At 71.7% G+C, this 17,782-nt stretch carries 25 protein-coding genes; 12 read left to right on the forward strand and 13 right to left on the reverse strand.

The features are described 5' to 3' along the window. Position 1: 1 nt before the first annotated feature. Complete coding sequence (locus tag ISO16_RS09350) at positions 2-898, reverse strand: SDR family oxidoreductase (RefSeq protein WP_072635788.1); 897 nt, start codon at positions 896-898, stop codon at positions 2-4. 74 nt (positions 899-972) lie between these two features. Between ISO16_RS09350 and ISO16_RS09355 the strand changes: the two genes are divergently transcribed. Then, positions 973-1,986, forward strand: a complete 1,014-nt coding sequence (locus ISO16_RS09355) for an iron-containing redox enzyme family protein (protein WP_072635789.1) — start codon at positions 973-975, stop codon at positions 1,984-1,986. A 60-nt stretch (positions 1,987-2,046) separates the two neighbouring features. On the opposite strand, the gene ISO16_RS09360 is transcribed toward ISO16_RS09355, so the two are convergent. Further along, positions 2,047-2,463, reverse strand: coding sequence for a DUF5709 domain-containing protein (locus ISO16_RS09360; RefSeq protein ID WP_029545216.1), 417 nt, complete (start codon positions 2,461-2,463; stop codon positions 2,047-2,049). Between the two features lie 166 nt (positions 2,464-2,629). On the opposite strand from ISO16_RS09360, the gene ISO16_RS09365 reads away from it, so the two are divergent. Then, positions 2,630-2,785 (forward strand): DUF6131 family protein, encoded by a 156-nt coding sequence (locus tag ISO16_RS09365; protein ID WP_003937495.1) that lies wholly within the window; start codon positions 2,630-2,632, stop codon positions 2,783-2,785. Between the two features lie 130 nt (positions 2,786-2,915). Here the strand turns inward: ISO16_RS09365 and ISO16_RS09370 are convergent, their stop codons facing one another. From ISO16_RS09370 to ISO16_RS09395, 6 genes are all read right to left on the reverse strand, one after another. Further along, positions 2,916-3,125, reverse strand: coding sequence for a CDGSH iron-sulfur domain-containing protein (locus ISO16_RS09370; protein ID WP_170914119.1), 210 nt, complete (start codon positions 3,123-3,125; stop codon positions 2,916-2,918). A 76-nt stretch (positions 3,126-3,201) separates the two neighbouring features. Next, entirely contained in the window at positions 3,202-3,843 is a 642-nt protein-coding gene (locus ISO16_RS09375; RefSeq protein ID WP_072635791.1) for a HemK2/MTQ2 family protein methyltransferase, read from the reverse strand. 102 nt (positions 3,844-3,945) lie between these two features. Then, the gene (locus ISO16_RS09380) at positions 3,946-4,326 is read right to left on the reverse strand and encodes a hypothetical protein (RefSeq protein ID WP_072635792.1); all 381 of its coding nucleotides are present in this window, start codon (positions 4,324-4,326) and stop codon (positions 3,946-3,948) included. A gap of 89 nt (positions 4,327-4,415) precedes the next feature. Continuing rightward, positions 4,416-6,011, reverse strand: a complete 1,596-nt coding sequence (locus tag ISO16_RS09385; protein WP_072635793.1) for a phytoene desaturase family protein — start codon at positions 6,009-6,011, stop codon at positions 4,416-4,418. Next, entirely contained in the window at positions 6,008-6,466 is a 459-nt protein-coding gene (locus tag ISO16_RS09390; protein WP_006946482.1) for an SRPBCC family protein, read from the reverse strand. The genes ISO16_RS09385 and ISO16_RS09390 overlap by 4 nt, the downstream gene beginning before the upstream one ends. 35 nt (positions 6,467-6,501) lie before the next feature. Beyond that, a complete protein-coding gene (locus ISO16_RS09395) occupies positions 6,502-7,581 on the reverse strand; it encodes an NAD-dependent epimerase/dehydratase family protein (RefSeq protein ID WP_072635794.1) in 1,080 nt (359 codons plus the stop codon). A 72-nt stretch (positions 7,582-7,653) separates the two neighbouring features. On the opposite strand from ISO16_RS09395, the gene ISO16_RS09400 reads away from it, so the two are divergent. The 3 genes from ISO16_RS09400 (at position 7,654) to surE (ending at position 10,090) form a co-directional block, all read left to right on the forward strand. Then, positions 7,654-8,244, forward strand: a complete 591-nt coding sequence (locus ISO16_RS09400) for a DUF2231 domain-containing protein (protein ID WP_083662547.1) — start codon at positions 7,654-7,656, stop codon at positions 8,242-8,244. Positions 8,245-8,319: 75 nt separating this feature from the next. Next, on the forward strand, positions 8,320-9,294 hold the full coding sequence (locus ISO16_RS09405) for a PfkB family carbohydrate kinase (protein ID WP_006946476.1): 975 nt from the start codon (positions 8,320-8,322) through the stop codon (positions 9,292-9,294). 4 nt (positions 9,295-9,298) lie between these two features. Then, on the forward strand, positions 9,299-10,090 hold the full coding sequence (gene surE, locus ISO16_RS09410) for a 5'/3'-nucleotidase SurE (RefSeq protein WP_006946475.1): 792 nt from the start codon (positions 9,299-9,301) through the stop codon (positions 10,088-10,090). Positions 10,091-10,105: 15 nt separating this feature from the next. Here surE and ISO16_RS09415 read toward each other — a convergent pair whose 3' ends face one another. Further along, positions 10,106-11,287: a zinc-dependent alcohol dehydrogenase gene (locus tag ISO16_RS09415; protein WP_006946473.1), complete on the reverse strand. Its 1,182-nt coding sequence runs from the start codon at positions 11,285-11,287 to the stop codon at positions 10,106-10,108. Between the two features lie 242 nt (positions 11,288-11,529). Between ISO16_RS09415 and ISO16_RS09420 the strand changes: the two genes are divergently transcribed. From ISO16_RS09420 to ISO16_RS09430, 3 genes are all read left to right on the forward strand, one after another. Then, positions 11,530-13,017: an FAD-dependent oxidoreductase gene (locus ISO16_RS09420; protein WP_072635795.1), complete on the forward strand. Its 1,488-nt coding sequence runs from the start codon at positions 11,530-11,532 to the stop codon at positions 13,015-13,017. Between the two features lie 68 nt (positions 13,018-13,085). Then, entirely contained in the window at positions 13,086-13,658 is a 573-nt protein-coding gene (locus ISO16_RS09425) for a type 1 glutamine amidotransferase domain-containing protein (RefSeq protein WP_072635796.1), read from the forward strand. Positions 13,659-13,719: 61 nt separating this feature from the next. After that, positions 13,720-14,469, forward strand: a complete 750-nt coding sequence (locus tag ISO16_RS09430; RefSeq protein WP_072635797.1) for a PAS and ANTAR domain-containing protein — start codon at positions 13,720-13,722, stop codon at positions 14,467-14,469. Here ISO16_RS09430 and ISO16_RS09435 read toward each other — a convergent pair. The 3 genes from ISO16_RS09435 to ISO16_RS09445 form a co-directional block, all read right to left on the reverse strand. Next, entirely contained in the window at positions 14,426-14,623 is a 198-nt protein-coding gene (locus ISO16_RS09435) for a hypothetical protein (protein ID WP_029545235.1), read from the reverse strand. The two genes, ISO16_RS09430 and ISO16_RS09435, sit on opposite strands and share 44 nt — an antisense overlap. Before the next feature lie 109 nt (positions 14,624-14,732). After that, entirely contained in the window at positions 14,733-14,972 is a 240-nt protein-coding gene (gene mbp1, locus ISO16_RS09440; RefSeq protein WP_006946464.1) for a microaggregate-binding protein 1, read from the reverse strand. Positions 14,973-15,057: 85 nt separating this feature from the next. Next, entirely contained in the window at positions 15,058-15,321 is a 264-nt protein-coding gene (locus tag ISO16_RS09445) for a DUF6480 family protein (protein ID WP_072635798.1), read from the reverse strand. Positions 15,322-15,480: 159 nt separating this feature from the next. Here ISO16_RS09445 and ISO16_RS09450 point away from each other — a divergent pair, with 159 nt between their 5' ends. The 4 genes from ISO16_RS09450 (at position 15,481) to ISO16_RS09465 (ending at position 17,237) form a co-directional block, all read left to right on the forward strand. Beyond that, positions 15,481-15,948 (forward strand): DUF4383 domain-containing protein, encoded by a 468-nt coding sequence (locus ISO16_RS09450; protein WP_072635799.1) that lies wholly within the window; start codon positions 15,481-15,483, stop codon positions 15,946-15,948. Between the two features lie 66 nt (positions 15,949-16,014). Beyond that, positions 16,015-16,257: a hypothetical protein gene (locus tag ISO16_RS09455; RefSeq protein ID WP_029545239.1), complete on the forward strand. Its 243-nt coding sequence runs from the start codon at positions 16,015-16,017 to the stop codon at positions 16,255-16,257. 9 nt (positions 16,258-16,266) lie between these two features. Then, on the forward strand, positions 16,267-16,629 hold the full coding sequence (locus ISO16_RS09460; RefSeq protein ID WP_072635800.1) for a hypothetical protein: 363 nt from the start codon (positions 16,267-16,269) through the stop codon (positions 16,627-16,629). A gap of 146 nt (positions 16,630-16,775) precedes the next feature. After that, entirely contained in the window at positions 16,776-17,237 is a 462-nt protein-coding gene (locus tag ISO16_RS09465; RefSeq protein WP_072635801.1) for a DUF4383 domain-containing protein, read from the forward strand. A 44-nt stretch (positions 17,238-17,281) separates the two neighbouring features. On the opposite strand, the gene ISO16_RS28915 is transcribed toward ISO16_RS09465, so the two are convergent. Continuing rightward, the gene (locus tag ISO16_RS28915) at positions 17,282-17,704 is read right to left on the reverse strand and encodes an STAS domain-containing protein (RefSeq protein ID WP_072635802.1); all 423 of its coding nucleotides are present in this window, start codon (positions 17,702-17,704) and stop codon (positions 17,282-17,284) included. Positions 17,705-17,782: the final 78 nt, after the last annotated feature.

The raw sequence follows: 17,782 nt of genomic DNA on the forward strand, positions 1-17,782 counted from the left end.
CTCAGCCGGGCAGCGTCTCGCCACCGATCGGTGCGAGCACCTCACCGCTGTAGTACGACGACATCGTCTCGGAGGCGAAGAAGACGTACGAGGGCGCGATCTCGTCGGGCTGCGCGGCCCGGCCGAACGGGGCCTGCTGCCCGAACGTCGCGACCTTCTCCGCATCCATGGTGGCGGGGATCAGCGGCGTCCATACCGGCCCCGGCGCCACGCAGTTGATGCGGATTCCCCGATCCTGGAAGGACTGCGCCAGCGAGTACGTCAGCGCGAGCACCGCGCCCTTCGTCGCCGAATAGTCGATCAGCGACTTGTTGCCCCGCAGACCGTTGATGGAGGCGGTGTTGATCACCGCGGAGCCGCGGGGCAGGTGAGCGAGCGCCGCCTTCGTCACGTGGAAGTAGCTGTCGATGTTCACCGCGAACGTCCGCCGCCACTGGGCGTCGTCGAGCTCGGTGAGGTCGTCCACCGGCTCCTGATACGCGACGTTGTTCACCAGCAGATCCAGGCCGCCGAGCGCCGCGGCCGCGTCGGCGACCACCGCGCGACAGTGCTCCGCGGCGGCGAGATCGCCCGGGAGCAGATGGCATGCACGGCCTGCACGCCGCACCAGTTCCGCGGTGTGCTCGGCGTCGTCGTGCTCCTCCAGGTAGGCGATCGCGACGTCGGCTCCCTCCTTCGCGAAGGCCACCGCCACCGCGCGCCCGATGCCGGAGTCGCCGCCGGTGATCAGGGCCTTGCGTCCGGCGAGCAGGTCACGGCCCCGGTAGTCCCGCATCTCGTCGCGGGGCCGCTCGGCCATGTCGGCCGTCGCACCGGGATAGTCGATCGTGTGGGGCGGGCGCTCGACGTCCTCGCCCCCGGGCGCCGTGTTCTCGTTGTCGCTGTTGTCACCGTTCATGCCCGGGCGGATACCCGCGCGAACCCGTCCCACACAGGGCGTTTCGCACGAATCGGGTCCGGGTATCCGCGCACATGCCTGCGAATTCGCCGACCGCCGTGATGCAGTCCTCCGCCCTTCCGCGGGCCCGGGGCCCTGTCTCCCGAGAGGTGATCGAGCGGCTCGCGCGTCCGGCCGATACCGCGATCTGGCCGATCGAGGTGGCCGGGATCGACCCCTACGGCGAGGACGCCCAGCTGGCCCTGACGGTGCTGTACGAACTGTCCTACCGCGGGTTCGACGGAGTCGACGCGGGCTGGGAATGGGCGCCGGGCCCGCTGACCGTCCGGGCCGGCCTCGAGGGGCTGTTCCTGGACCGGCTGCACGCCGACGTGCCCTCGGGCAACGATCCCCAGCGGGTGCTCGACGACCTGTGCCGCGAACCCGAGGACGCGTGGGGCGTGTCCCACCACATCTGCGAACGCGGCACCTGGGAGCAGGTGCGCGAGTTCTTCGTGCACCGGTCCGTCTACCACCTCAAGGAGGCCGACCCGCACTCGTTCGCCATCCCCCGGCTCACGGGCCGGGCGAAAGCGGCGCTCGTCGCGGTGGAGTTCGACGAGTACGGCGGCGGCCGGGCCGACCGCATGCACTCGACCCTCTACTTCGACCTGCTCGCCGCGGCCGGACTCGACCCGGGATACCTGGCGTATCTGGACCGGGTGCCGGCGGAGACGCTCGCGACGGTGAACTTCATGTCCCTGTGCGGGCTGCACCGCGCACACACCCCGAAGCTCGTGGGGTTGTTCGCCTCCGCGGAGATCACCTCCTCCCCGATGGCGCGCCGCATGGCACGCGGCCTCGAACGCCTCGGCGCGCCGAGCGCCTGCATCCACTTCTACACCGAGCACATCGAGGCGGACGCGGTGCACGAGCAGGTGCTGCGCTACGACGTGGTGGGCGATCTGGTGGAACGGGATCCGCGCTGCGCGGGCGACATCGCGTTCGGCGCGGAGGCGATGGAATACCTCGAGGGCCGGCTCGCCGCCTACGTGCTCGAGCGGTGGAACGACGACGAGTCGTCCTTGCTCGGCGCCGGAGCCGTCTGAGCGTCCCTCCGGCCGATCGCCGCCCGGCATCCGAGTTCTCGGGTGCCGGGCGGCCGCCGTTCAGTCCTGCCGGTCGGGCTCCTCCTCCTCGATCAGGTGGACGGCCGCTTCCTCGGCGGAGGCCGCGCCCCCGTCGATCCCTACGTCCGTGCCGAACAGCTCGGAATCCACGTCCTCCGCGGTGCCCTCGTCCGGCGCGACGAGGCGTCCCGCGCGCGCCCGGCCCGCCTCGGCGACGGAGCTGCGGAACTCGTTCTCCCCCTCGTCGTCCTCGCGTTCGGGCTCCTCCTCGCGGAGCCGTTCGTCCAAGGTCTCGTGGCGTTCGAGGCCGACGGGCCGTTCCATCGGTGAGAATCCCTCGTCGAGGACGTCGTCGACACCGCGGTCGATCAGGGAATCCTCCGGCTGCAACTGGTCCTCGTCGTCGACGCTGTACTCGCCGGGGACGCTGTCCCCGGGGTTCTCCGAAGTAGGCATGCACCCGACAATGCCACTGGCGCCGTCCGCGCGCCACGGATCGACGCGAAGTGCACATCCTTCCCACCACGAGCGGTTCGCGAGGTTTCGGCACATCCGATGCGGGTATCCCCTGTGCACGGCCCGGATCCGACCGGCAACGGGCACCGACAGCGAGGTGACACTCATGATCATTCTGGGTTTGATTCTGCTCGTGGTGGGTTTCCTCACCAACATCTCTATCCTGTGGACGCTCGGGATCATTCTCCTGGTGGTAGGCGCAATCCTGGCGATCCTCGGAGCGACGGGCCGGGCTGTCGGCGGCCGGAAGTACTGGTATTGACGCATGACGCGTGACGACGCGTAAACGCGTTGCGGGGCGGGCGGTTCCTCTCGGGAACCGCCCGCCCCGCGTTGTCCACCGGCGTCGTGCGCACCCGGCACGACCGGCACCCCGCCGGAACCGGCGGGTCTCAGCGTGGATCGCGCCGGGACCGGCGGTGACTGGTGTCGCACAGCGGGTACCGCTCGCTGCGCCGGCACCGGCAGATCGCGACGACGAACCGGTCCGATTCCACCTCGTCGCCGTCCTCGGTCACGATGCGCACCGGGCCCTCGACCAGGACGGGACCGCCGCGGACCAGGCGGACGACCCTGGGCTCCGCCCCCGCGAGACCCTCCACCCGCAGTCCCGGGCACAGGCCGGGCACAGCGACGCCCCCGGAAGACGTGTCCCGGGGGCTGCCGTCCGTGGCTACTTCACGGGCAGTGTGTTCGATCGGCACGGATCACCACCACTTCCTCGGTGTCGACGCCCGCGGGCAGTTCGTAACGCGCCCGCAGATACCCGGCGCGGCTGCGCATCACGGGCCCGAACGGGATCCGGCGACGCGCCACGACGGAGGCCTTGAGACCGCCGTCGCGCAACCGGACGAGCGTCTCGTCCACCCCGGAGAACTCCGAATGCACGACGAGAGCGAAACCGCCGGGAGACAACAGGTTCGGCAGGCTCCGGCACAGCGGGTCCAGCACCGCCCGCCCGTCGGCACCGGCATCCCAGCGGGCGTCACCGTCCCCGGCCGCGTGCGGTACGTAGGGCGGATTGGACAGCACCACGTCGAACGGTCCGTGCCGGTCGGCTTCGTCCAGTCCGCCGCGCAGGACCCGGATGGGAAGCTGCCGCGACCGCGCGTTGATACGCGCCGCGAGGACCGCCCGGGGAGCGATGTCCAGTGCCGTCACGGACCCGGCACCGGACATGGCCGCCGACACGGCGATGAACCCTGTGCCGGTGCAGAAGTCGAGCACCTTGGCGCCGGGGGGCGCCGCCGCACGATCGAGTGCGCCGGCGAGCAGATGCGAATCCTCCTGCGGGCGGTACACACCGGGCAGTCGCCACACCCTCCTGGGCGCCGGCACGTTACCGGACCCCGGCTGCGACGGCACGGCCCCCGTGGGTGGACCGGGTGAGGGACACGTTGGACTCCGGGCGAGACGTCGTTGTCATACGTGGGAGTACCCCTCCAAGCGGCCGCCCGAAACGTGGTGCGGGCGGAAGGCGGTGACGGCGGTGCGCCGCGATGCGGGAGCCGCGGCGCCGTCCGGACGGTTGCGGAACAACGAGGGCCCGGCACGGTCGGGCTCCCGGCGCGCGCCGGCCGGCGCCGCCCCGGTCGGGGCCAGCGAACCGAGCATGAACGACAGTCCCGCCGCCACGGCGAGTCCGGCCCCGATGCCCGTGACGGCGGAAGCGGAGAGCACACCCACGCCGACGGCGGCGATCACGCAGATGCCCGCGGCGATTGCGGCGACTCCGCCTTCCACCTCGCGCAGCGCCCGCGGCACGAGGGAAGGGTTGTGCACCTGCCGGATCGGTGTTCCCACTGGCGTTCCCATGACTTCTGATACCCCGTCGGCGAATCGCTCAACCCCGAAACGTGTGAATCTCCGCGTTCGGCAAGGGCACCGGGAATTCAGCTGCGCATCAGCACGTCCGAGATCGCCCCGTTCAGCCGCCGCCGAACCCTGCCGCCCATGCCGTGGTCGCGCAGGGCCGCCCGGGCCGCGTTCCACCCGCACATCCCGTGGACGCCACCGCCGGGATGGGTGGACGAGCCGGCCAGGTACACACCCTCGACCGGCGTGCGGGGACCACCGAAGCCGGGCAACGGCCGGAACACGAGCTGCTGATGGATCTGGGCGGTGCCGCCGTTGACCGCCCCCCCGACGAGGTTCGCGTTGGCGGCCTCGAGGTCGCGCGGACGTTGCACGCTGCGGTGCACGACCGAGCTCAGCACCCCCGGCGCGTGCGCCTCGAGTTCGGCGTCGACGCGCCGGGCGAGTTCCTCCGCGGAGGCGTCGTCGGCGACACCGCGCGGCAGATGCGTGTACGCCCAGGCGCTTTCCGTTCCCTCCGGGGAGCGGGCAGGATCTGTGGTGGTCATCTGGCCGAAGATGATGAACGGGTGCTCCGGGACGCGGCCGGTCGCGAGGTCGGCCGACCAGTGCACGAGACCGTCGGCGTCGGCGCCGAGGTGGACGGTCCCGGCCGTCGCGAGCGCCGGTGAGCGCCACGGAATCGGCCGGTCGAACGCGTAGTTCACCTTCACGACGGGCGTGTCCCACTCGAAGCGCCGCAGGTCGTCGCGGACCGCGGCGGGCACGGCGTCCGCGGGCAGGAGCGAACCGAACAGTGCCGGCGCGGACACGTCGGCCAGTACCGCGCGCCGTACCCGGAACCGCTCCCCCTGCTCGGTGCGGACCTCGGTCGCCACACCGCCGCCGACCTCGATGCCGGTGACCTTCCGGCCGCACAGGATCCGGGCCCCGCTGCGTTCGCCGCGCCGCGCCAGGGCCGCCGCAAGCTCCCCGGCGCCGCCCTCGGGCACCGGATAGCCGACGTCCTGGGCGAGCATGGTCAGGACGTATCCCATGATTCCGCTGCCCGCCGAGTCCACTGGGGTGTCGGCGTGCATGGCGTTGCCGAGCAGCAGGAGCCGCGCGTGCTCACCGCCGAACAGTTCCTGGGCCATCCGGCGGGCGGGCAACGCCAGCATCCGCATGAAGCGCAGTGCGTCCGCGGTGCCGAGCCGGCGGATCAGCCCCGCCGGGCCGCGCACCGGTGGGAACGGCTCGAACAGGGTGCTCAGGAAGGGCTCACGGATGCCCTTCCACTGCTCGGCCAGGCGGATCCAGGTGGTCCCGTCGCCGGGGTGGCGCCGTTCGAGTTCCGCCGCGGTCTCGGTGACGTCCGGGTAGACCACCGCGGCGTCCTTGTCGTCCGGCCCGGCGGCGTGCCCGTACACCCGCGGCGCCCGCCGCAGCCGCAGCCCGTGCGACGCGAGGTCGAGCGCGCGGAACGCCGGGGACGCCGCCGCGAGGGGGTAGAAGGCGCTGAACAGGTCCATACGGAAGCCCGGATGCAGTTCCGCCGTGCGGACGGCGCCGCCGATCTCGTGCTGCTCCTCGAGCACCAGGACGTCCCAGCCGGCGTCGGCGAGCACGGCCGCCGCGGTCAGGCCGTTCTGGCCGGCGCCGACGACGACGGCGTCGACGGTCTCGGTGCTCACTCTCCGACGCCCTTCGGCTCCGTGGCGTGTTCGGCCATGAGCATGAGCCGGCGCAGGCACTCGACGTTGCGCGGCAGCACCAGCCGGGCCTGGATCGCACCGGGTACGAACTGAGCCGGGCCGGCGGCGGCCTTCTCGGCCATCTCGATCCGGCACCCCCCGGGCCGCTCGTGCAGGCGCATGGTGATCTCGGCCTGCCCGGCCGGCCACGCCCGCGCACGCAGCTTCAGCTCCCTGCCGGGGATCGATTCCACCACCTCGGTATGGTCGTTCAGCAGGGCGGGCCACACCCCCACCGAGTGGTGGATGCGGCTGCCCACCGCCGGCCACGCGTCGTCCACGGCCCGGATGCGGGAGGCGCCCACCACCCAGCCCGCGTACGACCAGCCGTCGGCGAGGACATCCCACACCTGTTGCGGCGTCGCCGTGGTGTCGCGCTGCGCTGTTTCGCTCATCCCGATACCCTCTCTCGTCGCTCCGCCGCGAGTGGTCACGGCGGCACGCGGCGCCCGACGGTCCCGCGGCCGAGCAGGACCCTCATCGTCTCGAGCGGCCCGCGACTGCGCAGGACCGGGCTGTCGGTGCCGGCCTCGGCCTGCATACCCGCGATGGCCTCGCGCCACACCTGGGGGCCCGGAACTGTCGGTGCCCAGTCCAGGTCTCGGCGGGCCCGGTCGCAGTCGAGCATCGGGGTGTTGTAGGCCAGGTCGATCCATCCGCCGGCGATCGGTTGCAGGTGGACCTGCCAGGTCGCCTCGACGACGGCCCGCAGCACCTGCCGCGGTACGGGGATCGCACGGGCCCCGAACGCCCCGGCGATGTCGCCCGCACGCAGCGGTTCGGGGGTCGCGAGGTTGAACACGCCCGGCACCCGCCGCTCCAGGGCGGCATCGAGCGCGGCGGCCACGTCGTCGGCGTGCACGGCGGGGATCGCAGTTCCGGGGTCCACGGGCAGCAACGGCAGGTGACGGAGTACGACGTCGGGCACGTATCCCGGCACCGCGTAGCGGCGCAGCGCGCTGCCGCCCGCGTACTGGCCGATGAAGCCCGGCCGGAAACGGGTGACGATCGGCGCCGCGGCCGCGCCCGCGATCCGCTCGTCGAGCAGCCGTTCCGCCGCGACCTTGTCGATGCTGTACGCGCACGATTCGATGCCGGTCGCGGGCCACGACTCGTCGACCGCCCGGCCGTAGGCCCCGGCCGCGTACACCGCGGCCGAGGACATGTGCACCAGGTGTCCGACGCCGGCGGCGAGGGTCGCCCCGATCACGGCGGCGGTGCCGTCCACTCCGGTCCGGCGCAGATAGTCCCGCCGGTGCGAGGGCTGGAAGCCCCAGGCCAGGTGCACGACGGCGTCGGCCCCTTCGAGGAGGGGGCGCAGCCCGGTCTCGGCGCCGGGTGCGGCGAGGTCGACGCTGTGCCAGGTCACGCCGTCGTAGGGGTCGGTGGGCGGTGGCACGCGCCGGGCGACGGCCACGATCTCCGGCGGCTCCGATCGCCGGGCGAGGCGCCGCAGCAGGGCGGTGCCGACGTTGCCGCTGGCGCCGGTGATCACGATGCGCTGTCTCATGATCGCAGGAGATACCCCGGCAATCTGCGTCGTACACCCGTCGTGGCAGGTTTCACCCGGTGGGGGCGGGGTATGCCCGTGGGCATGACGGACTCGCAGATGGAGATCCTGTACTCCGCGGCGGAGTCGGCGACGGGACTGGACGGTCCCGCCGAGGCGCTGCGCAAACAGGTCGGGCGGCTGGCGGACAGCCCGCTCGGCGCCGTGCTGCACGGCGCCCCCGTGGGCCACCCGCTGCACCCGGCGCTGGTGACCGTTCCCATCGGGGCGTGGATCGCGGCCGGCGTCTTCGACGCCCTGCGGCAACCCGAGACCGCGCGGCGGCTGATCGGGCTCGGCCTGGTGGCGACGCCGCCGACGCTTCTCACCGGCTGGGTCGACTGGGCGCACACCGACACCGTGCAGCGCCGGGTGGGGTTGATCCACGCGGCCGTCAACGGCACCGGAACAGCCCTCATGGCCCTGTCCTACCGCCGGCGCCGCCGCAGTTCCGGTCCCGGCGCGGTGACCCTGAGCGCCGCCGGCACGGCACTGATCGGGCTGGGCGGCCTGCTGGGCGGGCACCTCGCGTACTCGCTCGGCGCCAACGTGCGCCCGCCCGAGGTGCCGAACGCCCCCGTCTACGATCCCGTCCTGGCCGACTCCCCCGACGGCACGGCCTGACCGAGGCCGCACCGCAACGCGAACCGCGCGTCCGCCACCGCGGGCGCCGTCTCCTCCCCATTTCGAAGGACATGCATGAACCCCGCTCCCCGAGACGGCAACGACGACAGCGCGCCCTCCGCCTTCGTCTTCGCACCCACTCCCCTGCTCACCGTCACCATCGAGTCGTCGCCGTCGGATGTCCCGGAACTGCACGTCCACGCCGGCGGGCAGGGTTTCTGGATCGCCCGCATGGCGGTCACACTCGGCCTGAAGGTGCGGCTGTGCGGCACCTTCGGCGGCGAGACCGGCCCCGTCGTCAGCGATCTCATCGCACGGGAAGGCGTATCGGTGCGATCGGTGTTCACCGCCGGCCAGAACGGCTCGTACGTGCACGACCGCCGCGGGGGTGAGCGTGAGGAGATCGTGGAGGTTCCGCCGCCGACGCTCAACCGGCACGAGGCCGACGACCTGTTCGGCGCGGCGCTGGCCGAGGGCCTCGAGGCGGACGTGGCGCTGCTCGGTGGCCCGCATTCCGACCGGGCGGTGCCGCACGACGTCTACACCCGGCTGGCGGCCGACCTGACCGCCCTGGGTGTTCCCGTCGTCGCCGACCTGTCCGGCCCCACCATGACCGCGGCGCTCGAGGGCGGTCTCGCCGTGCTCAAGGTCAGTCACGAGGATCTCCTCGAGGACGGCAGGGCGAAGTCCGACGACGTCGACGACCTCACCGCGGCCATGAAGGAACTCGTCTCGCAGGGCGCCCGCAACGTGGTGCTGTCCCGCGCCGGCGACCCCGCCCTCGCCCTCGTCGACGGCGAGCTGTGGGAAGTCGTCGCGCCGCCGCTGAACATCGCCGACCACCGCGGCGCCGGCGACTCCATGACCGCCGGGATGGGCGCCGCGCTGGCCGCCGGAGCCACGATGGTCGAAGCCCTGCAGCTCGGTGCCGCGGCGGGCGCCGTCAACGTCACGCGGCACGGGTTGGCCACGGGGCAGCGAGAGCTCGTCGACAAGGTCGCCGAGAGCGTCGAGGTCCGGCCGTTCGCGAAGGGGAAGAGCGGGAGGTAGGAACGTGAGAGCGCTGATCGTCAACGACGACGGGGTGGACAGCCACGGCATCTCGGTGCTCGCCCGGGTGGCGGTGGACGCCGGTCTCGACGTGGTGGTGGCCGCCCCCCATGCCGAGCGCAGCGGCGCCAGCGCGTCGCTCAGCGCACTCGAGGAGGACGGCCGGCTCGTCGTCGCGCCGCGGGCGTTCCCGGACCTGCCGGACACGACGGTGCTCGCCGTCGAGGCGTCGCCGGCCTTGATCGCCTTCGTCTCGATGTACGGGGCGTTCGGCCCCAAACCCGACATCGTCCTGTCGGGAATCAACCACGGCCCCAACACCGGCCACGCGATCCTGCACTCCGGCACGGTCGGCGCGGCGCTCACCGGAGCCAACCACGGCAGCCTGGCCCTGGCGGTCTCGCTGTCCGGTTCGGTCCACGAGCACTGGGAGGGTGCCGAGGTCGTCGCCCGGCACGCCCTGCAGTGGGTGCTGACGCAGGGCACGCCCGGCACGGTGCTCAACGTCAACGTGCCCGACATCCCGCTGAGCGAACTGCGCGGCCTGCGCACGGCACCGCTCGCGGCGTTCGGCGCCGTGCAGGCCGACATCGGCGAAACCGACCAGGACCCGGACGACGGGGAGCGCCAGTACGTCACCGTGACCTTCAGCGACATCCGGGCCGACGAGGCCGAGGACACCGACGCGGGCCTGCTCGCCCAGGGCTGGGCGACCGCGACGGCGTTGCGCTCCCCATTCGAGGCCGCCGACGTCGACACCGCGGATCTGCCGCGTACCGCGGCCGACCTGGTGTGACGCTGGCGGCACCGGTCAGGGCTCGAGCTGGATCTTGATCGCGCCCTCCTGCTTGCGCTGGAAGATCTCGTACGCGTGCGGGGCGTCCGACAGCGGCAACCGGTGCGTGGCGAAGGTGTCCACTCCGAGCGGATCGTCGTCGGTGAGCAGCGGCATGATCTGCGGCACCCAGTGGTTGACGTTCGCCTGACCCATCCGCAGCCGGATCTGCTTGTCGAACAGGGTCATCATCGGCATCGGGTCGGTCATGCCGCCGTACACGCCGCTGAGCGAGAGGGTGCCGCCCCGGCGCACCACGTCGATCGCGGTGTAGAGGGCGTGCAGCCGGTCGATACCGACGTGGGTCATCAGCGGCGCGGACAACGCGGACGGCAGCAGCCCCGTCGCGGTCTGCAGGGCGGTGGCGACGGGTGACCCGTGCGCTTCCATGCCGACCGCGTCGATCACCGAGTCGGTGCCGCGGCCGCCGGTGCGGTCGCGGATCATCTCGCCCAGCGAGTTCCCGGCCTCCTTCAGGTCGATGGTCTCGATGCCGCGGGTGGCGGCGCGCGCGAGCCGCTCGGGCACCATGTCGACACCGATCACCCGGTGGCCGCGGTGCACGGCGATCCGTCCGGCCATCTCGCCGATGGGCCCGAGGCCGAGCACCGTCACCGAACCCCCGTCGGGGACATGCGCGTACTCCACGGCCTGCCAGGCGGTGGGCAGCACGTCGGACAGGTAGACGAACCGCGAGTCCGGCGGCCCCTCCGGAACCGAGATGTGGGTCGAATCCGCATGCGGCACACGCAGATACTGCGCCTGGCCACCGGGCACGCTCCCGTACAGCTTCGAATACCCGAACAGCGCCGCGCCGGTGCCCTGCTCGGTGACCTGGGTGGTCTCGCACTGGGAGAACAGGCCGTCCCCGCACATGAAACAACTGCCGCACGAGATCTGGAACGGAATGACCACGCGGTCGCCGGGTTTGATCGAGGTGACCTCGGAACCGACCTCCTCCACGATCCCCATGGGCTCGTGGCCGAGGATGTCCCCCGGCGACATGAACGGTCCGAGCACTTCGTACAGGTGCAGATCCGAACCGCAGATGTTGGTGGTGGTGACGCGGATGATCGCATCGGTGGGCTGCTCGATCCTCGGGTCGGGGACCGTGTCGACACTCACCTTCCGCTTGCCCTGCCATGTCACTGCTTTCATCGCCGATCCTCCCGCCCGGTGGTCCGGGCACCTCTCGTCGTGGACTGTGCGGCGCACTGCCGGACCGGCACCATGACGCACTGCCGGACCGGCACCATGACGCACTGCCGGACCGGCACTATGACGCACTGCCGGCTCTGCACGGCCTACCCCGCACGACGGGGCGCAAACCTCGACCGGCCCGGCGCAGGACCGGTGACCGGCGCGGGTTTCCCGGGCGCGGCACGGGGCATCCCTCACAGGTGACCTCACTGTGGCTCTCCCGCACCGACACCGCCCGCACCGACGACACGCCGTGGCCCGAGGGCCCGGCCCGCTTCGACACCGTGGTGGTCGGCGCCGGCCTCACCGGCATGGCCACCGCCCTCCTGCTCGCGCGCGCCGGACACCGCGTGGCCGTCCTCGAGGCCCGCACGGTCGGCGCCGTCACCACCGGCAACACCACCGGCAAGATCAGCCTGCTGCAGGGCAGCACCCTGTCCAGCATCGCCCGGGGCCATTCCCGCGACGTCCTGCGAAACTACGTGGCCGGCAACCTCGAGGCGCAACGGTGGGTGGTGCAGCTGTGCCGGGAGCGGGGCCTGCCGGTCGAATCCGCGGCCGCCTTCACCTACAGCGCCGGCGAGGACGGCGTGGCCACGGTGCGCGCCGAGCACGAGGCCTGCCGCGCGGCCGGTCTCGACGCCCGCATGACGACGGAGACGGAACTGCCGTACCCCGTGGCCGCGGCGGTGACGCTGCCGGATCAGGCGCAGATCGATCCGATGCCGTTGCTGCACGAACTGGCCCGCGAACTGCGGGAGCGCGGGGGCGCCCTGTTCACCGGCTGCCGGGTCCGGAAGGTCCGCTCGGACCGGAACGGATGCGTCGCGGTCACCGATCACGGTGAGGTGCGGGCCGGGCACATCGTGCTGGCGACGGGGACGCCGATCCTCGACCGCGGCGGGTTCTTCGCCCGGCTCGAGCCCCAGCGGTCGTACGCGGCCGCGTTCGAGGTACCGGGCGACATTCCGAGCGGGATGTATCTGTCGGTGGATTCGCCGACGCGGTCGCTGCGCACGGCCTACGGGGAGCGGTACTTCCTCGTCGGCGGCAACGGCCACACCGTCGGGCGGGCACACGACCATCGGGGCGCCGCGGACGATCTCGTGGCGTGGACGGGCCGCCACTTCCCGGGTGCGAAGACCGTGGCGCGCTGGTCGGCGCAGGACTATGCGACGCTCGATCACCTGCCGTACGTGGGCCCGCTGCTGCCCGGCAACGATCGGCTGCTCGTGGGCACCGGCTACGGCAAGTGGGGCATGACGAACGCGGTGGCGGCGGCGCGGTTGCTGTCGGCCCGCATTCTCGGCGAGACGGCTCCGGAATGGGCGTCGGCGTTCCAGGCCTGGAGTCCCACACAGCTTTTCGATCTTCCGGCAGCCACCCGGCTCAATGCCGCGGTCGCGGTGGAGATGACGCGCGGATGGGTGCGGGCCGAGTTGTCCGGCGACGGCGCGTCCCCGCCGGAGGGCCGCGGCACGGTACGCCGGGAGAAGCTCCGCCCGGTCGGGGTGTGCACCGTCGACGGCACCACGCACCGGGTGTCCGCGGTGTGTCCCCACCTCGGTGGCGTGCTGCGATGGAACGACGCGGAAGCCTCCTGGGACTGCCCGCTGCACGGCTCCCGCTTCGCCGCGGACGGGCGCCTGCTCGAAGGCCCTGCCACCCGGGATCTGGCACCGGAGTGACGTTTCCCGGTCGCCGGCCTCGGGTACGCGATCGGGGAACCTTCCCACGACGAAAGGACGACTTCGCGATGAGCGCTTCAGGGAACGGCCGGCTGGCGGGACGCACGGTCGCCGTCCTCGCCACGAACGGCGTCGAGGAGGTCGAGCTGGTGGAGCCGCGCCGGGCGGTCGAGGAGGCGGGCGGCACGGTGCGCCTGCTGTCGCCCGAACCCGGCGAGATCCAGGCCATGAAGTCCGACGTGCACGCGGCCGGCCGGCACCCGGTCGACCAGGTGGTGGCGGAGGCGTCGGTGTCGGACTTCGACGCGCTGATCCTGCCCGGCGGTACCACGAACCCCGATCATCTGCGCCAGGATCCCGCCGCCGTGGCGTTCGTGCGGGACTTCGTCGAGTCGGGCCGGCCCGTCGGGGTGATCTGTCACGGCCCCTGGACACTGGTCGAGGCCGACGTGGTCCGGGGTCGGACGCTGACGTCCTACCCCAGCGTCCGCACGGACATCCGCAACGCGGGCGGGAACGTGGTCGACGAGGAAGTGGTCGTCGACGGGAACCTGGTGTCGAGCCGCAATCCGAGGGATCTGCCCGCCTTCTGCGCCACCCTCGTCGAAGTGTTCGCGAACGCCGAGCAACGCGCCGGCTAGATCACCTCACCTCACGCGATCCCGCAGCGGTAGTGCCCGTCACCGGAGGCATAATCGTTGCATGAGGGAACCGATCGTGGACGCCGGCGACACGCCGGTGGACGACGCCTTCGAACGGGTCTTCGCGAGCGGGAAGCCGCAGCGGGTCGGGAGTTTCCGCTACCTGATCGACAACGACAGGTGGGAATGGTCGGACGACGTGGCGCGGATGCACGGGTACGCCCCGGGGACCGTACGGCCGACCACCGACCTGCTGCTCAAGCACAAGCATCCCGAGGACAGGGCCCACGTCGCGGCCATGCTGGGCGCCCTGCAGCGCAACGGCGAGCCGTTCAGCAGCCGGCATCGCATCATCGACACGCACGGGACGGTCCGGCCCGTCGTCGTGATCGGCGACCGCCTGCTCGACGAGCGAGGACGGGTGATCGGCACGGCCGGTTTCTACCTGGACCTGTCCGACGCGTACGACGACGAGGTCCGGCACAGCGTCGACGAGGCGGTCTCGGCGCTCGCGCACCACCGCGCGGTCATCGAACAGGCCAAGGGCATGCTCATGGCGGTCTACAAGATTCCGGCGGACCGCGCCTTCGAGATCCTCGCCTGGCGGTCCCAGGAGTCGAATGTCAAGCTCCGCACGCTCGCCGAGCAACTCGTCCGGGACGTCACCACCGGACTCGACGCACCGGCAACGCTTCGCACCGCCTTCGACCATCTGCTCATGACCGCGCACGAGCGGATCCCGTCGCCGCGACATCCCGCGGGTCCGGTCACGGACTCGGCTGCGGAAGCTCGCACTCCACCTTCGGATTGACTCCGGCGTAGTTGAGGGGCCCCGCGATCACCGTCACCGCGACGGTGGCGAAGTCGGCGCAGCTCTGCTCGGCTTCCGTGAAGTACCCCCGCTGCCCGGCGGCGATCGCACCGATCACCAGCCACACCAGCACAACGAACGTCAGGATACGCATCGCTCCTCCTCCGGGGCGAAGACCCGGGAGCCGAACGGCCCCCGGGTCGTGGACGAACGACGGGCGCGACCGCCTGCGCGGCCGGTCACCGATTCACTGCGATGCGGATTCACTGCTGATGCGAGCGCTGGCGCGCCTCGTCGACCTCGGCGTCGGCGCGTGCCTTCTCCGCCTCGGCTTCCTTCTTCGCGGCCTCGCGCTGGCTGTCGGCCTTGTCCTGCTGGGCCCGTCCCTCGCGGGTGAGTTCGTCGCTGCCGACGACGGCGCCGGTCGCCTCCTTGGCCTTTCCCTTGACGTCTTCGACGACGCCCTTGACGCCTTCGCTCGGACCGCTCGTGTTCTCTGCCATGCGACTCTCCCTCAGTCGGCGTTCCTCACTTGCGAACCACGGGTACCCCGTCGGCACCCCGGCAAATCGTGCAGGCCTGCGCCACCTACATCAGAATCCCCACGATCACCACGAGAAAGAGGACGACGATCAGTACGATCGCACCGATCGTCAGAATCCCCGTGGGCGGGAATCGGTTCCGCGTCCGCGGCTCGGGGGCCGACAGACCGGAGGTAGAGCCCGAGTCGGGTGGTGTCGAGCCCGGTGCCACACCCCCGCCGGGTTCGAGATCGGGGGTGCGGGCAGGCTCGGGATCGGTGCCGGGATGCGCCTGTGGGTCAGGGACGTTCCGCGGATCGGGGGTGTTCATCGCCCACTCCTTTCTCTCGGCGGCCTGCAGCCCCGGGGAACTCGCCGAGGGGCGCGGCCGGAGCATGGGGCCCACCGCCGATCGAGTTCCCGGCGTAGTCTTCGGCCAAACCGCCGCACCGCCCAGGTTGAAGCGGACAGTACGGGGTATGCGCGGATCATGACCGAACCACTCGAGCCCGCCCAGCGCGCCGGCCAGCCGGAGAGCACCCGCTCGATCGTCCAGCTCGGCGCACTGTCGGCAGGCACGCTCTTCCTGGTCGTCGGGATCGCCGGCTTCGTCCCCGGGGTGACGGGCAACTACGACGAACTGGCCTTCGGCCACGAGTCCGGCGCCCTGCTCCTGGGCGTGTTCGCCGTGTCCTTCCTGCACAACGTGGTGCATCTGGTCTTCGGTCTGGCGGGCGTGGTCGCGGCGCGGCGCGCAGATCTGGCGCGCTGGTACCTGATCGTCGGCGGCCTGATCTACCTCGCACTGTTCCTGTACGGGCTGATCGTCCGGCCGGAGGGCAGCGCCAACGTCCTGCCGGTCAACGACGCGGACAACTGGCTGCACCTCGGCGTGGCGGTGACCATGCTCGGCCTCGGTCTGGCGGCACCGCGGATCCGGCCGGCGACGACGGTGTGAGCCGTTTGACGTGACCGAGGGTGGGGCACCCGATCCGGAGGACAGATATCGGAGAGGAGGACCGTGATGACCACGTGCGACACCTGTGGCAACGACTACGACAAGACCTTCACCGTCACCCGCGGCGACGTCTCGGGCACGTTCGACAGTTTCGAGTGCGCCGCACAGGCAATGGCTCCGCAGTGCGCCCACTGCGGTTGCCGCATTCTCGGGCACGGGGTCGAGGCCGACGGCACCATGTACTGCTGCGCGCACTGCGCCCGGCAATCGGGTCAGGCTGCGCTCACCGACCGCGCCGACCGGGCGTAGGGAGGTGCTGTGACGCAGGATGTGGAGAAGCGATGGCGGGACCCGCGCACCGCCCGCGCGGCGGTGCGGTACGCGGCCGTGATCGTCGCCGCCGCCCTGCTGCTGATGGCGGCGGTCGTGATCTGGGCCGCCGTGAGCGGTGACCGATGCGCCGACGAGGAATTCCTCGTGTGCACCGACCCTGCGCGGCTCGTCCTGGCCATCGGCCCCACGGTGATCCTGCTCCTCGGGGCCGTCGGTGCATTCGTGCAGACCTACCGGGTGTGGCGCTCGGGCGGGACGTGGCCGATCTGGCACGGCACGGGCTGGGGGCTGATGGTTCTGACCCTGGTGTACGGGTCGATCTCGTCCGGCGTCCTCGTCGGGGGCTGAGCCGCTCAGACGACGGTCGGACGGGGTTTCGAGGGCGACCCGCCCGGGGGTTTCGAGGGCGACCCGCCCGGGGGTTTCGGGGCGACCCGCCCGGGCTATCCCTGCGTCCCGGGGCGCGGTGCCCCGCGCACCCCGATGGAGGAACGATGATCCGATCCAGCCCGTATCCCAGGGTGCAGCGCACCCGGATCCAGGGTTACGCCTTCGCGATCGGCATCGTGTTCCTCCTCATCGGGGTGCTCGGGTTCGTGCCCGGACTGACCAGCGGGTACGGCTCGATGGCCCTCGCGGGGCAGGAGTCGAATGCGCATCTGCTGGGCCTGTTCCGGGTCTCGATCGCCCACAACGTGCTGCACCTCGCATACGGGGCGGCGGGGATCCTCGCCGCCCGAGGGATCCGCGCGTCGCGGATCTACCTGATCGCGGGCGGCGCCGGGTACCTCGCGTTGTCGGCCTTCGGCATGGTCCTCGGCCACGACAGCCACGCCAACGTGGTGCCGGTCAACGCGGCCGACAACTGGCTGCACCTGGTGCTGGGTGTGCTGCTGCTCGTCCTGGCGGTCGATCCCCGCGGCAACCGCCCGCCGAAGCTGCCGAAGCCGGTGTGATCCGCGCCCCGCCCCGACGGGGGGTTCGCTTCGGGAGAGCCGGATCAGGCCGGAACCCGCAGGGCGTGGATCGCACTCTCGAGCGAGGCGTGCGCGTGGACCGGGTCGCCGAGCACCCGCAACAGCCGGTGTACCGGCCGTCCGCCCACGAGGGCCCACCGGGAACTTCGGCGCCGGGCCAAGGTGTCGAGCTCGTCGAACACGGTCAGGCCCGCCGACCCGAAGAACTCCACGTCGGAAAGATCGAGCACCAGGCGCGACGACGGGTGCAGCTGGTCGCCGGCGTAGCTGCGCAACGCCGGGGCGTTGCGCATGTCGAGCTCGCCCGCCACTGCGACCCGGACGAGGCCGGAACTGATTCTCTCCGTGGAGAAATCGGCACCCGCGGACGTATGGAAGGAGACCGGTGAGCGATCCGATCGGGTGACCCACAGCGATGTGACTTTGCGCTGAGAAACGACAGACATGAGCTTCCCATCGTGGAAAGAGGATGGAAGCGTCGACAGAGCGGGGACCGCACCGACACCGGTCACCGCGGATGTGCG

Origin of the sequence: Rhodococcus sp. M8, from assembly GCF_015654185.1 — a bacterium.
In the GTDB taxonomy this organism is placed as follows: Bacteria; Actinomycetota; Actinomycetes; order Mycobacteriales; family Mycobacteriaceae; genus Rhodococcus; species Rhodococcus aetherivorans.

Excerpts from the sequence above, each read along its gene's own strand:
- ISO16_RS09350 (WP_072635788.1), bottom strand. The coding sequence starts at position 898 with ATGAACGGTGACAACAGCGACAACGAGAACACGGCGCCCGGGGGCGAG.
- ISO16_RS09355 (WP_072635789.1), top strand. The coding sequence starts at position 973 with ATGCCTGCGAATTCGCCGACCGCCGTGATGCAGTCCTCCGCCCTTCCG.
- ISO16_RS09360 (WP_029545216.1), bottom strand. The coding sequence starts at position 2,463 with ATGCCTACTTCGGAGAACCCCGGGGACAGCGTCCCCGGCGAGTACAGC.
- ISO16_RS09365 (WP_003937495.1), top strand. The coding sequence starts at position 2,630 with ATGATCATTCTGGGTTTGATTCTGCTCGTGGTGGGTTTCCTCACCAAC.
- ISO16_RS09390 (WP_006946482.1), bottom strand. The coding sequence starts at position 6,466 with ATGAGCGAAACAGCGCAGCGCGACACCACGGCGACGCCGCAACAGGTG.
- ISO16_RS09395 (WP_072635794.1), bottom strand. The coding sequence starts at position 7,581 with ATGAGACAGCGCATCGTGATCACCGGCGCCAGCGGCAACGTCGGCACC.
- ISO16_RS09400 (WP_083662547.1), top strand. The coding sequence starts at position 7,654 with ATGCCCGTGGGCATGACGGACTCGCAGATGGAGATCCTGTACTCCGCG.
- ISO16_RS09405 (WP_006946476.1), top strand. The coding sequence starts at position 8,320 with ATGAACCCCGCTCCCCGAGACGGCAACGACGACAGCGCGCCCTCCGCC.
- ISO16_RS09415 (WP_006946473.1), bottom strand. The coding sequence starts at position 11,287 with ATGAAAGCAGTGACATGGCAGGGCAAGCGGAAGGTGAGTGTCGACACG.
- ISO16_RS09425 (WP_072635796.1), top strand. The coding sequence starts at position 13,086 with ATGAGCGCTTCAGGGAACGGCCGGCTGGCGGGACGCACGGTCGCCGTC.
- ISO16_RS09430 (WP_072635797.1), top strand. The coding sequence starts at position 13,720 with ATGAGGGAACCGATCGTGGACGCCGGCGACACGCCGGTGGACGACGCC.
- ISO16_RS09435 (WP_029545235.1), bottom strand. The coding sequence starts at position 14,623 with ATGCGTATCCTGACGTTCGTTGTGCTGGTGTGGCTGGTGATCGGTGCG.
- mbp1 (WP_006946464.1), bottom strand. The coding sequence starts at position 14,972 with ATGGCAGAGAACACGAGCGGTCCGAGCGAAGGCGTCAAGGGCGTCGTC.
- ISO16_RS09445 (WP_072635798.1), bottom strand. The coding sequence starts at position 15,321 with ATGAACACCCCCGATCCGCGGAACGTCCCTGACCCACAGGCGCATCCC.
- ISO16_RS09450 (WP_072635799.1), top strand. The coding sequence starts at position 15,481 with ATGACCGAACCACTCGAGCCCGCCCAGCGCGCCGGCCAGCCGGAGAGC.
- ISO16_RS09455 (WP_029545239.1), top strand. The coding sequence starts at position 16,015 with ATGACCACGTGCGACACCTGTGGCAACGACTACGACAAGACCTTCACC.
- ISO16_RS09465 (WP_072635801.1), top strand. The coding sequence starts at position 16,776 with ATGATCCGATCCAGCCCGTATCCCAGGGTGCAGCGCACCCGGATCCAG.
- ISO16_RS28915 (WP_072635802.1), bottom strand. The coding sequence starts at position 17,704 with ATGTCTGTCGTTTCTCAGCGCAAAGTCACATCGCTGTGGGTCACCCGA.